14 protein-coding genes are annotated in these 13,206 nt (G+C 38.9%); 3 read left to right on the top strand and 11 right to left on the bottom strand.

What is annotated here, in order from left to right:
* Window positions 1–54: 54 nt before the first annotated feature.
* The 3 genes from ACTU7M_RS03385 to ACTU7M_RS03375 all read right to left on the bottom strand — a co-directional run bounded on the left by ACTU7M_RS03385 (window position 55) and on the right by ACTU7M_RS03375 (window position 4,205).
* Complete coding sequence (locus ACTU7M_RS03385) at window positions 55–1,155, bottom strand: BMP family lipoprotein (protein WP_443472965.1); 1,101 nt, start codon at window positions 1,153–1,155, stop codon at window positions 55–57.
* Window positions 1,156–1,317: 162 nt separating this feature from the next.
* Entirely contained in the window at window positions 1,318–3,783 is a 2,466-nt protein-coding gene (locus ACTU7M_RS03380; RefSeq protein ID WP_443472964.1) for a DNA translocase FtsK, read from the bottom strand.
* Between the two features lie 107 nt (window positions 3,784–3,890).
* Window positions 3,891–4,205, bottom strand: coding sequence for a DUF1033 family protein (locus ACTU7M_RS03375; RefSeq protein WP_443472963.1), 315 nt, complete (start codon window positions 4,203–4,205; stop codon window positions 3,891–3,893).
* 116 nt (window positions 4,206–4,321) lie between these two features.
* Between ACTU7M_RS03375 and ACTU7M_RS03370 the strand changes: the two genes are divergently transcribed.
* Both ACTU7M_RS03370 and yidC read left to right on the top strand, forming a co-directional pair.
* Complete coding sequence (locus ACTU7M_RS03370; protein ID WP_443472962.1) at window positions 4,322–4,597, top strand: acylphosphatase; 276 nt, start codon at window positions 4,322–4,324, stop codon at window positions 4,595–4,597.
* A gap of 102 nt (window positions 4,598–4,699) precedes the next feature.
* Window positions 4,700–5,629: a membrane protein insertase YidC gene (gene yidC / locus ACTU7M_RS03365; RefSeq protein WP_443472961.1), complete on the top strand. Its 930-nt coding sequence runs from the start codon at window positions 4,700–4,702 to the stop codon at window positions 5,627–5,629.
* Between the two features lie 46 nt (window positions 5,630–5,675).
* Here yidC and ACTU7M_RS03360 read toward each other — a convergent pair whose 3' ends face one another.
* The 3 genes from ACTU7M_RS03360 to gndA form a co-directional block, all read right to left on the bottom strand.
* A complete protein-coding gene (locus ACTU7M_RS03360) occupies window positions 5,676–7,178 on the bottom strand; it encodes a HAMP domain-containing sensor histidine kinase (protein ID WP_443472960.1) in 1,503 nt (500 codons plus the stop codon).
* Window positions 7,179–7,196: 18 nt separating this feature from the next.
* Window positions 7,197–7,904: a response regulator transcription factor gene (locus ACTU7M_RS03355; RefSeq protein WP_443472959.1), complete on the bottom strand. Its 708-nt coding sequence runs from the start codon at window positions 7,902–7,904 to the stop codon at window positions 7,197–7,199.
* 153 nt (window positions 7,905–8,057) lie between these two features.
* Window positions 8,058–9,488: an NADP-dependent phosphogluconate dehydrogenase gene (gene gndA, locus ACTU7M_RS03350; protein ID WP_443472958.1), complete on the bottom strand. Its 1,431-nt coding sequence runs from the start codon at window positions 9,486–9,488 to the stop codon at window positions 8,058–8,060.
* Window positions 9,489–9,660: 172 nt separating this feature from the next.
* Here gndA and ACTU7M_RS03345 point away from each other — a divergent pair, with 172 nt between their 5' ends.
* Window positions 9,661–9,792, top strand: a complete 132-nt coding sequence (locus ACTU7M_RS03345; RefSeq protein ID WP_443472957.1) for a DUF4044 domain-containing protein — start codon at window positions 9,661–9,663, stop codon at window positions 9,790–9,792.
* A 67-nt stretch (window positions 9,793–9,859) separates the two neighbouring features.
* On the opposite strand, the gene ACTU7M_RS03340 is transcribed toward ACTU7M_RS03345, so the two are convergent.
* The 5 genes from ACTU7M_RS03340 to ACTU7M_RS03320 all read right to left on the bottom strand — a co-directional run bounded on the left by ACTU7M_RS03340 (window position 9,860) and on the right by ACTU7M_RS03320 (window position 13,175).
* Window positions 9,860–10,291, bottom strand: a complete 432-nt coding sequence (locus tag ACTU7M_RS03340; protein ID WP_443472956.1) for a pyridoxamine 5'-phosphate oxidase family protein — start codon at window positions 10,289–10,291, stop codon at window positions 9,860–9,862.
* Window positions 10,292–10,422: 131 nt separating this feature from the next.
* Window positions 10,423–10,818, bottom strand: a complete 396-nt coding sequence (locus ACTU7M_RS03335; protein ID WP_443472955.1) for a rhodanese-like domain-containing protein — start codon at window positions 10,816–10,818, stop codon at window positions 10,423–10,425.
* A gap of 83 nt (window positions 10,819–10,901) precedes the next feature.
* On the bottom strand, window positions 10,902–11,873 hold the full coding sequence (locus ACTU7M_RS03330; RefSeq protein ID WP_443472954.1) for an ROK family glucokinase: 972 nt from the start codon (window positions 11,871–11,873) through the stop codon (window positions 10,902–10,904).
* Between the two features lie 36 nt (window positions 11,874–11,909).
* The gene (locus ACTU7M_RS03325) at window positions 11,910–12,593 is read right to left on the bottom strand and encodes a rhomboid family intramembrane serine protease (protein WP_443472953.1); all 684 of its coding nucleotides are present in this window, start codon (window positions 12,591–12,593) and stop codon (window positions 11,910–11,912) included.
* Window positions 12,594–12,629: 36 nt separating this feature from the next.
* Window positions 12,630–13,175, bottom strand: coding sequence for a 5-formyltetrahydrofolate cyclo-ligase (locus ACTU7M_RS03320; RefSeq protein ID WP_443473133.1), 546 nt, complete (start codon window positions 13,173–13,175; stop codon window positions 12,630–12,632).
* Window positions 13,176–13,206 lie beyond the last annotated feature (31 nt).

Here is a 13,206-nt window from a genome sequence, read left to right as displayed (position 1 = left end):
AGGGTTGAGACTTTGCCCAAACCCTCTAACGTTCGTATGTTTGCCTGAAAACAATTATTCAGGTTTTTCAGGTACTTCAATTTCTCCGTTGATAACTTTTTGTTCTGCTTCACGGACTGCTGTTAAAGCTTCTTCAGACAACACACCGTCAGTCAAGCTAACACCTGCTTCAGCTAGACCCAATACTTTTGTTTGGTTCGCTGGGAATTCACCGTTCATAGCCAATGTTGCGATTTCATGAGCAGCAACACCTACACCTTTAACAGTAGAAGTCAAAGTCAATTCACGTTCTTCACCATCAACTTGAACTTTACCTTCTTCTTGTTGGTCGCGGTCAACACCGATAACATAAATTTCACGGCTTGGATCTGCAGTTACGATATCACGTGCTTCAGCAAAAACCCCGTTACCTGCGTTTCCAGCTGCTTGGTAAATGATGTCTGCGCCATTTGAGTACATACCGTTTGCAATTGATTTAGCTTGAGCAGCATCTGCAAAGCTACCAACATATTGAACAGTTACTTCAATTTCTGGATTTACGTATTCAACCCCTGCAAGGAACCCAGCGTGGAAACGGTCGATAACAACGCCTTCCATACCGCCGACAAATCCTACATGGTTTGTCTTAGTTGATTTAGCAGCTGCGACACCCGCCAAGAATGCTGCTTCGTTGTCTGCAAATGTTACAGACGTTGTATTTTCTCCCTCGATTACATCGTCAATAATCGCGAAGTATGTATCTGGGTAATTATTTGCTGATTCTTGCACGGCATCTTTCAAAAGATAGCCTACACCGAAAATAACGTCAAAACCGTTGTTAACGCCAGTAGTGATGTTTGTGATAAAGTCTGATTCGTTTTCAGATTGAATATATTCATATCCGTCAACGCCTTTTTCTTTACCGTTTTCTTCACCCCAAGCAGTTAAACCTTCCCATGCACTTTGGTTGAAGGATTTGTCATCCACGCCACCCATGTCAGTTACCATCGCAACTGAAAAATCGTCGTTTGATGATGCACCATCTGTTGATTCAACCGAGCTAGCACCTTCATCTACTCCTGATGATGCTTCTTCGCCTTCACTGCCACATGCAGCCAATAGGACACTTGCACTTAAACCCAAAGTCAATAAGCTTACCAATTTTTTCTTATTCAATGTAAACCCTCCATTTTGAGTGAATTCACTCGATTTTTGCAAGTACATGTCTCGCTTAAGTCAACAATATCATAGTTTTGAAATTAAGGAAATATATGAGTAACAAATTTCATCTAAATTTCATTTATGGAGCGGTAACCTTCGGAATGTAAACTCTTACCTTTAAAAATCACTTTCAATTTCCGAACTTTCACCCAACATTTCCAAAGTAATGTTAACCTTCCTTGGTTTGCTACCGTCGGCTGGTCCTACATAACCACGCGCTTCCATATCATCGATAATGCGTGCAGCCCGGTTGTACCCAATTCGGAATTTACGTTGTAACTTAGAAATGCTGGCTGCATCTTCTTCAATAATGAATTCTAAAGCAGGTTGGAAAAACTCATCTTCCGGTTCATCAGATTGGACCGGGGCTGCATCTAATTTCATCATTTCTTCGGAATAGTTTGGTTCTTGTTGCTCTTTCACAAAAGTAACAATGTTTTCTACTTCCGAATCCGATAAATAAGCACCTTGGACGCGTTTGGGCTTATTTTCACCCATCGGACGGTAAAGCATATCACCACGGCCCAACAGTTTTTCGGCTCCAGCCCCGTCTAATATAGTACGGGAATCAATGGAGCTTGAAACAGCAAATGCTATCCGCGACGGAACGTTGGCTTTGATGATACCGGTAATGACATCCACACTCGGTCTTTGGGTTGCCAAAATCATATGAATGCCGGCTGCCCTTGCCATTTGTGCCAAACGTGTGATAGCGTCCTCGACCTCATTACTCGCTACCATCATCAAGTCAGCTAACTCATCTACGATAACCACAATATAAGGCAAGGTCGGATTGTTCTCCCCTTTTTCAACATTGTAATCAAGAATCAATTCATTGTAGCCATCTATATTTCTCATGCCTGTACCAGCAAACAATTCATACCGGCGCTCCATCTCAGCCACTACTTTGTGCAGCGCTTGGGCCGCTTTTCTAGGATTCGTAACAACCGGTGTCAGTAAATGAGGGATGCCATTGTAAACGTTCAGTTCAACTTTTTTGGGATCGATCATCATCATTTTGACTTCATTCGGTTTTGCTTTCATTAAAATGCTGACAATAATACCATTGATACTGACAGACTTCCCACTACCTGTAGCGCCAGCAATCAACAAGTGAGGCATTTTCGTTAAATCAGCATATTGAACGGCTCCCGAAATATCTCGTCCAAGCGGAACTTCCAAAAGTTTATCATTGTTATGGTTCCGTTCAATCACACTACGAAACGATACTGTACTGACCTCACTGTTTGGAACCTCAATTCCAATAAAGGATTTACCAGGAATAGGAGCTTCTATACGGATATCTTTCGCTGCCAAAGCCAGCGCTAAGTCATCTGCCAAATTTACAATTTTACTCACTTTAACCCCTACGGCTGGTTGAATCTCATACTTTGTGACTGCTGGGCCCAAATTAGCTTTGCGAACTTTGGCATCCACCCCGAAACTAGCAAATGTATCCTCTAACTTTTTGACATTTTTCTCGATAATTGAATATTCACTCGATTGGTCTACTGGAGGCAAATCCTTCAACAACGTTACCGGTGGCAAATGATAATCCCGATTTTCCGCCTCAGCCTCAATTTCAAAGTCCAGTATTCCTTCATTATCATCTTCTTCATTTTCTGATGGATTTTCGGCGATTGGTTCAGCCTTTCCTTGTTTAGGCTGCACTTTCTTACTCTCCATGTATTTAGCCAAATCATCATCACTTTGATAACTATCGATTGTCAATTGAACATTTTCCGCTTTATCCCCAATATCAGATGTTTGTGTTTGCCCTTCTTCTTCCATCGGTTTCTTAATTCTATTTTTAGCTTTGCTTAACCAATCATTTTTTACCGTTTCAATAGGAGCCTCATCTTCTGGATAACTTTGTTTCGCATGACTCTCGACAATCACCGCTTTTCCTTCTTCGCTTGTTTCCAAACTTTCTTTCAATGTGTTTACGCCAGATTTAAACATCGCTGTGATCGGTCGCGTGACTTGTTGTAAAAAGCCTCCAACTGTCGTGGCCACAAGCCTGACCCGATCCATTACATCCTTCATAGTAAATCCAAATAAGATACACAGCCCCAAGAATATTAATAAGGCCGCCACTGCATAAGTTCCCCATTGCGCGAATAAGAAATGACTTGCTGAATAGAATGTTGCACCAACCATTCCACCACCCATAATGCCGGAAATTGTACCGGCACGCATGTCAGCCAAAAACCGCATCAAGGTGACCTGAAAGATGGAACCTTCCGTATCCATGACATGCTGAAAGGTTCTGGCATGAAGGATAATCATAAAGGCCAGTAATAATATTATGCCTGAATAAACAAAATTCTTTTTCAAACGTGGTTCTCTCCCCATTATTAAGAGGTACAACCCATATATACCAAATAAAGAAAGTGGGATTTGATATATTTCCCCAAAAAAGAAGCGGAAGAAATTGGCAAATAATATCCCCATGAACCCCAGGTGACTTAATCCCAGGACCGCCGCAAAAACGAACAATAAACCAATTAATTCATGGGAGAGTCCATTCGTTTTTTTCTTACGTCTATTTGTTTTCGACTTTGTTGTTTTAGGTCTTGCCACACGATTCACTCTTTTCTGATAAAAATCTCTTATGCTGCTTCATATTATAACACTATTATAACCTAATATTTAGACTTACTTATAAGGAAACAGAAAACAGCAAGCGACTAAATAGTCGCCTTGCTGTTTTCTGTTTCAATCACATTCTCATTTTCCAACAATAATAACCCATAATATATTTGGATATCGTCTTCACAAGATTCACAATAAACGGAATCCTCTTCCGACCAAAAGGCTGTTAGATAATTATGTTTTGATTTTTTGAACGGGTAACGAGCAGACAATTCAGCACTTTTTTCTTCATATAATTTTAGTGCTTCTTCAAATGATAAAAAGGACGCTTCAAAAACGACCAAAGATTTCCAATCCTGGAAAAACCACCATGGTTCGTATTCACCTTTCATCATATATACCTGATACATAAGCAACCCTCTTTCGAATAGACAAAATTGACGACAACAGTAATAATGAGTACACTGAAAATATATCAAACTTGGTAGCACGAAGGAAATTTTTTGCTTTGAAAGGAGCTATGGTCATGAAAAAGGTGACAATTAATGTACGAGGCCGTGTTCAAGGTGTAGGATTCCGATATAATACTAAAGCACTAGCAGATAGACTCGATGTGTACGGAACCGTAAAAAATGAAATGGACGGTTCAGTATTTATTCAAGCAACCGGCTCGCAAGAAAATATTGATCATTTTATTAAGCTACTGGAAAAAGAAAAACCCCCTTTTTCAAGCATAGATTCGCTGATTGTTAACGAAAAATTAGATTTGCCGGATTTCACCTCATTTAAGGTTATTTATTAAGTAACTATTGAGATTTCCTCAATTTTCTTGGTGAGCATTGAAATTAACCCTTCTGTAAGTTATAGTTAAAAGCGATTGAAATTAAAAAAAAGGAATGTTGATATGAAAATAAGCAAAAAAATCTTGTTTTCAGCGCAAATGCTTGCATTGGTTACACTGTTAACCGGTTGTATGCAATACGATGAAAATAAAAATCCTACTGGGTTCATTTATGATTACTTAGTAGTGCCTACAGGAAATGCGATTGTATGGCTTGCAGAATTGTTGGGTGGAAATTATGGCCTAGCTATTATCGCCATAACAATCATCGTTCGTGTCTTGATTATGCCACTTAACTTCAGTCAAATGAAGAAGTCCATGATACAACAAGAAAAAATGAAGTACATCAAGCCGGAATTGGAAGACATCCAACGCCGTCAAAAAGAAGCAACGACACAAGAGGAAAAAGCAGAAGTCTCTCAAGAAATGATGATGCTCTACAAGGAAAATAACATCAGCATGACCGGTGGTGTAGGTTGTTTACCAATCTTAATCCAAATGCCTGTTTTTACTGCGATGTACCAAGCGGTTAATTTGACACCTCAAATTGCCGAGAGCACTTTCTTGGGTATTAATTTAGGAAATCCAAGTCCTATGCTAGCTATTCTTGCCGGTGTTTCCTATTATTTCCAAAGCCGTATTTCCATGCAAGGTATGCCGGAAGAGCAACAAGCACAAATGAAATCCATGATGTTCATGAGTCCATTGATGATTTTATTCTTCTCATGGTCATCTCCAGCAGGTCTTGCTCTCTACTGGTTAGCAGGTGGTATCTTTGCAGTTGCCCAAACCTACTTGCAAAATCAATTGATTAAACCTCGTATCAAAGCTGAAGTTGCCGCTGAAATGGAAAAAAATCCCATTAAACGTCCAATTAAAACAGCTAAACCGGTAGCAAAGCCAGCAGTAAAACCTGCTAAAACTTTGTCTGCTTCTCAACAGTATAGCAAAAAGAATACAGGTAGAAACGCCGGAAAACAGCAACGCAAATAGAAAATTATTGACAAAAAGCCATTTCTCATCAGAGAAATGGCTTTTTTTAATATTCCCGTTCAATTGTATTGCGTTCTCTTTTAGAAGTTTCGATAAAAGGAAGTTGAATGCGAAAAACAGTACCGTGGCCTAAAGCACTTTCCACTGAAATATCCCCTTTATATCCCTCTAAAAGTTCTTTCGCAATCGACAATCCTAAACCATGCCCGCCTTTTTCACGCGAACGCGCCTTATCGATACGATAAAACCGATTAAAAACTTTCTGTTGGTCTTCTTGCGACATTCCCTCACCGAAATCTTGAATAGCGATTTGAATTTTCATTAAGGTTTCTGAAATGGAAATATGTATTTCTTTTCGATTCGTTGAATACTTAACAGCATTATCCAACAGAATTACCAATATTTGCTCCAAATGATTTCGATAAATTTTTACAGTTCGTTCTTCGCTCAGGTCATCGTCAAGAAAGAAATTAAAATCCGGATAAAGGATTTCAAAATTATGGAAAATTTGGGTGACCACATCACGGACTTGTGTCGTTTCATTTTGGTAGTGATCTTGTACTTGTTCAGCCCTTGATAGATCAAGCATTTCCTGTACCAAAGTTTTCATCCGCGTAATTTCATTCAATGAAGCTTTCAGCGATTCATCCAATACTTGCGGATCATCCTTGCCCCATCGATTAAGCAACTTCAAATGCCCTTCCACTATCGCAGTCGGTGTCCGCAGTTCATGCGAAACATCTTCCACGAACTGTTTTTGCTGGGTGACATATTTCCCCATTTTGTCCAATAAGGTGTTTATTTGAATGGATAAATCGGTCAATTCGTCTTCTTGGCGAGATTTGTTTACACTCAGTCTTGTTTCGGATAAATTGTCTTCTGTGATTTCGTACATTGTATCCGCCATTTGTTTAATGGGACGGAAAAACAATTGTGCAAAACCGTATCCTAATATAATGGACACTACAATTCCGATTAAAATAATCAGAAAAACGAGTTTATTAACCGATGCCATCAATTCATGAAAATCATACAAACGGAAAAAAACCTGCACATATCCTCTTAAAACTGAATTTGTTGGACTGACAATAGTGTCCCCCCCAACAAACCCTTCACGGCCGTTGAATTTGGTTTCTTCAAAATAATAACCAGAATTTCTGTTAAAGACAGAATTATTCTGTCTTGATTGATACAGCAAATCCCCGTCGCCATTAAATATCCGGATGACAATACCCTTATCTGTCAACTCTTCTAAATAAGGGACATTCCCCACCTTCACTACACCACGTGAGTTTGTAGAGACAGAGATTTTTTCAATTAAACTTTCCACATTATCACGGGTTAAACGTGTTTCTATTTGCCCAAACGTATCGGACATTTCAGTAACAAAAGCTTGTGCATCACGCTTTTCTTGTTCATATAAGCGGCTTCTGAATCCACTCAAAAGAATGGAAGGGACCAATAAAAAAATTAAAGCAAAAGCAATTGTTAAGCGAAAACCCCATTTCCAGCGAATGGATTTGGGGCTAATTTTTCTTCTGTTCGGCATATAAGTCACCTATTTATTCTAGTTCGAAGAGCGCATTACGTAACCTGTACCACGAACTGTCTGGATGTAGCTATCTTTTCCTGCAACGTCTATTTTATTACGTAAATAACGGATATAGACATCGACAACGTTTGTTTCAACTTCAGATTTGTAACCCCAAACTTTGTTGAGGAGCACTTGACGGGATAAAACGACATTAATATTTTCCATCAAGATTAACAACAGCTCGTATTCACGCTTTGTAAGCTCAATCTGCTCTTCACCGCGCTTAACAATACGATTTTCTTTTTCGATAACTAAATCGCGGTAAGAGACTGTTGTCTGTTTTACCTTACGTTGTTCTTCTTCAATGTCGATACGACGCAACAAAGCCCGAATACGAGCCAATAACTCTTCGATTGCGAATGGTTTGACAATATAGTCATCTGCCCCATGATCAAGACCTGATACACGGTCAATAACTGAATCGCGCGCAGTCATAATAATAATTGGAACATTTTTAATCGGTCGTAGACGGCGGCATACTTCAATACCGTTTAATTCCGGTAACATTAAATCTAAAAGAATCAAATCCCAATCTGAATCTAAAGCAGCTTCCAAGCCTGTACGGCCATTGTAGCAAATTTCGGTTTCATAACCTTCGTGCTTTAATTCCAATTCAATAAAACGGGCCAGATTCTTTTCGTCTTCAATGATCAAAATACGTTGGTTCTCTTTTTTCTCCATAGAAGTCTCCCTTTTCATCTCAATAAATATTATACGTTTGTAATTAAATTCTGTTTTCATTCTAACACATTTCCAATGAAATTCGTATCAGAATCATAAACATTCAAAAAAACAGCGGACGGCTGATGCCATCCGCTGTTTTGAGGGCAATGATTAGTCTTGTGGAACTTCTATTTCTTGATCCCATTCGAAGTGATAAGCGCCTGATTTATCAGTACGTTCGTATGTGTGGGCACCGAAATAGTCACGTTGTGCTTGAATAATATTAGCAGGAAGTGTTTCTGCACGATAAGAATCAAAATAAGCAATTGCAGATGAGAGAGTCGGTACCGGAATACCTGCTGTAACTGCCGTTGCAACAACTTTACGAACAGATTTGTTGTACTCTTTCGTGATGTCAGTGAAATATTCATCTAGCAACAAGTTGTTTAATTCAGGGTTTTTATTATATGCATCTGTAATATTTTGAAGGAAACGGGCACGAATAATACAACCTGCACGCCAAATTTTAGCGATTTCGCCATATTGCAGATTCCAGTCATTTTCCTCACTTGCAAAACGCATTTGTGAAAAACCTTGTGCGTAGCTCATGATTTTGCTGAAATACAAAGCTTGACGAATGCTCTCCAGAAATTCTGCTTTATCAACTGCAGGTTGCTCTTCTACTGAAGGCAAAATCTGACTTGCAGCTACACGCTCAGATTTCAATGCGGAAATGAAACGGGCAAATACAGATTCTGTAATTAAAGGAAGTGGAACACCCAAGTCAAGCGCACTTTGTGAAGTCCATTTACCAGTTCCTTTATTACCAGCACGGTCAAGGATAACATCGACCATCGGTTTCCCTGTTTCTGGATCATACTTTGTCAAGATGTCAGCTGTAATATCAATTAGGTAGCTGTCTAGTTCACCTTCGCTCCACTCTTTAAATACTGCAGCAATTTCTTCTACACTCATTTTCAAGAAGTTGCGCATTAAGTCGTAAGATTCTGCAATTAATTGCATATCGCCATACTCAATGCCGTTATGAACCATTTTTACATAATGTCCAGCACCGTCATTACCGATATATGCTACACACGGCGTACCATCTTCAGCTTTAGCAGCTATTTTTTCTAAAATCGGGGCTACCAATTCGTAAGCTTCTTTTTGTCCGCCCGGCATAATGGAAGGTCCCTTCAATGCGCCTTCTTCTCCACCCGATACACCCGTTCCAATGAAGTTTACACCAGAGTTCTCCAATTCTTTATTACGACGAATTGTTTCTTGGTAGAAAGTGTTCCCACCATCAATCAATACGTCTCCTTTATCTAAATGAGGCAATAACGATTGAATCGTTTTGTCAGTAGCGGCTCCAGCTTTTACCATCAACAAAATACGTCTTGGTTTTTCTAATGAATCCACGAATTCTTCAATCGTATAAGTAGGTACCAGATTTTTATCCGGATTCTCTTTAATGACTGCTTCCGTTTTGGATCCTGTACGGTTAAAAACGGATACTGAGTACCCTCTACTCTCAATATTTAAGGCAAGATTTTTACCCATAACGGCCATACCTACGACACCTATTTGTTGTTTAGACATATTTAATACTCCCTTCACGATAAACACATTCTACTCTAAGGATAATCCTATCAAAAAAGCCTTAAAATGGGAAGTAAAGTTTAAAATCAAATGACAAAAATTGAGAAATGTTTACTTTTTTCATAGAATCCTGTAGACTTAATTATGAAATTAAATAAAGGTGGGAATTCGTTTGGCAAAAAAAACAAACACGACTACTTCCAAGACACGTAAATTTTCAAAGATTATCATTTGGCTAATGGTATTAGCAATGGTTGGTAGTATGTTCATTTCAGTTCTGTATTCACTTTTCTTCAATCTATAACTCCCGCTGTCATTCTAAATGTAAAAAAACCAATTACCTTGTTAGCTAAAGGTAATTGGTTTTTATTTTACTCAGCATCAATACTGAAAACGTAGCGGTGCCCTTGGGTTAAGCTGTGGTAAAAACCCTCTCCCTGATACAGTTGGAATACTTGCGCACCTTGGCGTTCAGATTCATCTGGATAGACATGTTTTACATAAGGATTGTCTTGCAATAGTTCCTTCAGCATACTTTTGTCTACCTTACGGACTTTCCCTTCAATCCGGATCACTTGCACTAAATAGCCTTCTTCAGACATTGCCGTTATAGCAATATTTGGATTTTGTGATAATTGTGCATAAAAATTCGTTTTGGGATGAGTCATGAAAAAGACACCTTGCTCATTGGCGACTCCAATATGGGCATGGCGGGCATGCGGCTTACCATCTTCATCAACCGTAGCAAAAACAGCGACTTTCATCTGTTCTTGCAATATCTTCATTACTTCTTCGAGTTTCATCAAAACACTCCTTTTTGCCTAACAGATAGTAGTATTATAGCATATTACATCTATTCACTTGCGTGTTTTTTCACAATTAAAAATAAAAGCCATTGTCCTTATTTAGAAGAAGGACAGTGGCTTTTTATTTATTATCTACCTTTTTTGATTTTACCATCCCAATTATCGTATCCACCCTTGAGTGCATAGATATTTGTGTAGCCTTTTTTCTTCAAAATTGCTGCAGCACGACCCGAGACAATATTACGTTGGTCATAAAGATAAATAGGTTGATCTTTACGAAGTTCAAGGTAACGTTCTTTGAATTGCGAAAAAGCAATATTACGTGCTCCTAAGATATGACCCGCTTCAAATTCTGGGGATTCCCTAACGTCAACAATTTGAACCTTGCGCATATCTTGACGGAATTCTTCAGGAGTCAAGACTTTAGCAGCTCTTCTACCTTCAATAAAGCGATAAAGCCAAAAGATTCCATAAATGATTAAACCAGACCATAAAATAATAGAAAAAATATCAAAACCATTCATAACGACTTATTCCCATCCTTCCATAAACAATACCTCTTAATTCTACACAAATTTAAGATATTAATCTATGATTTTCTAATTTTTCAGTTTATAACACCTGTTTTCACTAAATAACTCGCCCCGATGACACCTGCATCATTGCCTAATTCTGCAATTTTAATATGTGTTGTTTCTCGAACATTCGGGAATGAAAATTCGGAAAAGTTATTTCGTACCTTCTCGATCAGAAACTCTCCTGCGTTAGAGACGCCCCCACCGATAACGATGAATTTGGGATTGAGGATGTTCCCAAGGTGACTACAAGCCAAGCCTAGATAATAAGCAAATTCTTCAACAACCATTTCAGCTAAATCATCACCTTGTTTAGCTAAATCAAAAACTTCCTTGGAAGTTATCTCCGCACCATCATCCACCCTTTGTTTCAACTCAGATGCTCCTGCATATTCTTCGGAGAATTTACGGGTTAAATTTAAAACGCCTGATGCTGAAGCAATCGTTTCAAGACAGCCTTTTTTCCCACACGTGCAATCAAATCCATGCTTAGGGTCAACTGTAATGTGCCCGATTTCTCCCCCAGAATCTGCAACACCATGAACAAGCTGACCATTGGCTATAACACCACCACCCACACCCGTTCCAAGCGTTACGAAAACCACATTATCATCATCCGCACCTGCGCCTTGCCATTTTTCTCCCAACGCTGCCACGTTTGCATCATTGTCGATGAAAAAAGGAAGTCCAGTTGCTTCTTCTATCGGTTCTTTAACTTCAACTATTTGCTTCCAGTTTAAGTTATATGCACCATAAACGGTTCCATTTCCCCTGTGGACAGCTCCAGGTGATCCCATCCCGATACCCAAAAAATCATCAGGTGTCATTCCATATAATGCCATGCGATGTTGAATGGATTCGATTATATCGGGAACAATATGAGTACCATTATCTAAAATATTGGTTCCAATACTCCACTTTTGTTGAATTTCTCCATTTATGGTTAAGATTGCAAATTTTACAGAGGTACCACCTAAATCGATACCCAAGATTTTTTTAGTCATGATTCAAGCCTCCTAAAATTACCGTATCTTATATTATTAAAAACGCATAAAACCAATCACTATAAATATAACTAATAAAGCGATATACCCAAGTGCCGCTTTTAATCGCGTACTTTTAGCCACAGGCGCTAAATTTGGTACATCAATGAAGAAGGCTGCTAAGGCTCCTCCTATGGCGCCACCAAAATGACCCCAATTATCAATTCCGGAAGAAAGAAAACCAGTAAAGAAGTTTAATACAATAAGTATCAGGAATCCTTGTGCCATACTGCGTAGTGTGTAGTTATGGGGATAAATCCTGCCCAAGACTACTGCGGCAGCGAATAGACCAAACAATGAGGTACTCGCACCTGCTGACACGGACGCAGAAAACCCAAAACTCATCACGTTACCCATGATGCCACCTAATAAATAAAGTAAAAAGAAGCGCCAACTTCCATAAATCCACTCTAATTGGCTCCCTAAATAATAGAGAGTAATACTATTCATCAGAATATGAGTGAAACCAATATGGATGAATATCGGTGTAACGAAACGCCACCATTCGCCGCTTATAATGGCTGGACTGAAATTAGCACCATATTTAATTAAAGTGTAAATGTTGGTTGTCCCGCCATCGAAAGACATGACAATAAAGACCATTATTTGAATTGCAAAAAAAACATACGTTACAATTGGTTGGTTCTTTCGAAAATAATTGCGAAAATTTATATTTCTCATAAGTTTCCCTCCCAGTTAACCTATGGCCATTATAGTTCATCTCGAGGCTATGAACAATTTCTTTACAGGTATATCGAATGGTTCCACTAATGGATTAACCCGCTCATCTAATTGGAATGGGTATAAAAGCGAACAGGTTGCCCCTTCATAATCGGCCAAATAACGATCATAATAACCACCGCCAAAACCAACACGATAGCCAGCTTCATTGTAAGCCAGACCTGGAACAATCAACAAATCTATTCCCGCTTTTGGTTGCTCCGTGGTCCGGATTTTGGGTTCCATTAATCCAAAACGACTTAATTCCAATTCAGTCTCAAGGCTATAACGATAAAAAGATAATTGCCTTTTCCTCCCACTATAAGGAATAAAGACATCCTTCCCCGCAGACCAGGCTTTTTGAATAATTGCTTGCGTTTCAACTTCTGGGTGACGGGAAAGTGTTACCCCTATCGTTTGAGCATTATTCCATTCTTCACTCGATACAAGCTGTTCCAACAAATTTGAATCGTACTTATTTCTCTCACTATCAGTAAGGTGGGTTAACTTTTCTAATATGAATTGTCGCATATCTTTTTTCATCAAGAACAAGAAACCCCTTTCTTTTTGTAAT

Source organism: Jeotgalibaca sp. A122 (genome assembly GCF_052266715.1).
Classification (GTDB): Bacteria; Bacillota; Bacilli; order Lactobacillales; family Aerococcaceae; genus Jeotgalibaca.
This window is presented reverse-complemented; position numbering and strand designations above follow the sequence as displayed.

Coding starts and splice junctions, on each gene's coding strand:
- ACTU7M_RS03375 (WP_443472963.1), bottom strand. CDS start 4,205: ATGTATCAGGTATATATGATGAAAGGTGAATACGAACCATGGTGGTTT.
- ACTU7M_RS03370 (WP_443472962.1), top strand. CDS start 4,322: ATGAAAAAGGTGACAATTAATGTACGAGGCCGTGTTCAAGGTGTAGGA.
- yidC (WP_443472961.1), top strand. CDS start 4,700: ATGAAAATAAGCAAAAAAATCTTGTTTTCAGCGCAAATGCTTGCATTG.
- ACTU7M_RS03360 (WP_443472960.1), bottom strand. CDS start 7,178: ATGCCGAACAGAAGAAAAATTAGCCCCAAATCCATTCGCTGGAAATGG.
- ACTU7M_RS03355 (WP_443472959.1), bottom strand. CDS start 7,904: ATGGAGAAAAAAGAGAACCAACGTATTTTGATCATTGAAGACGAAAAG.
- gndA (WP_443472958.1), bottom strand. CDS start 9,488: ATGTCTAAACAACAAATAGGTGTCGTAGGTATGGCCGTTATGGGTAAA.
- ACTU7M_RS03340 (WP_443472956.1), bottom strand. CDS start 10,291: ATGAAACTCGAAGAAGTAATGAAGATATTGCAAGAACAGATGAAAGTC.
- ACTU7M_RS03335 (WP_443472955.1), bottom strand. CDS start 10,818: ATGAATGGTTTTGATATTTTTTCTATTATTTTATGGTCTGGTTTAATC.
- ACTU7M_RS03330 (WP_443472954.1), bottom strand. CDS start 11,873: ATGACTAAAAAAATCTTGGGTATCGATTTAGGTGGTACCTCTGTAAAA.
- ACTU7M_RS03325 (WP_443472953.1), bottom strand. CDS start 12,593: ATGAGAAATATAAATTTTCGCAATTATTTTCGAAAGAACCAACCAATT.
- ACTU7M_RS03320 (WP_443473133.1), bottom strand. CDS start 13,175: ATGAAAAAAGATATGCGACAATTCATATTAGAAAAGTTAACCCACCTT.